Origin of the sequence: Microseira wollei NIES-4236, assembly GCF_020521235.1 — a bacterium.
Lineage (GTDB): Bacteria > Cyanobacteriota > Cyanobacteriia > Cyanobacteriales > Aerosakkonemataceae > Microseira > Microseira wollei.
Window position 1 is genome coordinate 1 of the sequence record NZ_BLAY01000541.1, and the last position, 517, is coordinate 517.

The following is a 517-nucleotide window of genomic DNA, read 5'->3' on the forward strand; positions in this document are numbered from 1 at the left end:
GGAGCGATCTTAATCCTGCCGTGCCCCAACAATACAACGATTGCTGTAAGGGCACGGCAATAGAGATATTTTGGTGATGGGAGCGATCTTAATCCTGCCGTGCCCCAACAATACAACGATTGCTGTAAGGGCACGGCAATAGAGATATTTTGGTGATGGGAGCGATCTTAATCCTGCCGTGCCCCAACAATACAACGATTGCTGTAGGGGCAGGGCAAGAGAGATATTTTGATGAAAATAACAATTTTAATCCTGCCGTGCCCCAACAATACAACGATTGCTGTAAGGGCACGGCAAGAGAGATATTTTGATGATGGGAGCGATGTTAATCCTGCCGTGCCCCAACAATACAACGATTGCTGTAGGGGCAGGGCAAGAGAGATATTTTGGTGAAAATAACAATTTTAATCCTGCCGTGCCCCAACAATACAACGATTGCTGTACGGGCACGGCAAGAGAGATATTTTGATGAAAATAACAATTTTAATCCTGCCGTGCCCCAACAATACAACGATTG

The 517-nt window shown here is 45.6% G+C and carries 1 protein-coding gene; it reads left to right on the top strand.

The genetic code is table 11. The features are described 5' to 3' along the window. Window positions 1–231: 231 nt before the first annotated feature. The gene (locus MiSe_RS49775; RefSeq protein WP_226595030.1) at window positions 232–393 is read left to right on the top strand and encodes a hypothetical protein; all 162 of its coding nucleotides are present in this window, start codon (window positions 232–234) and stop codon (window positions 391–393) included. Window positions 394–517 lie beyond the last annotated feature (124 nt).

Bases quoted from the DNA above. Each gene is read 5' to 3' on its own strand.
- MiSe_RS49775 (WP_226595030.1), top strand. From the start codon at position 232: ATGAAAATAACAATTTTAATCCTGCCGTGCCCCAACAATACAACGATT.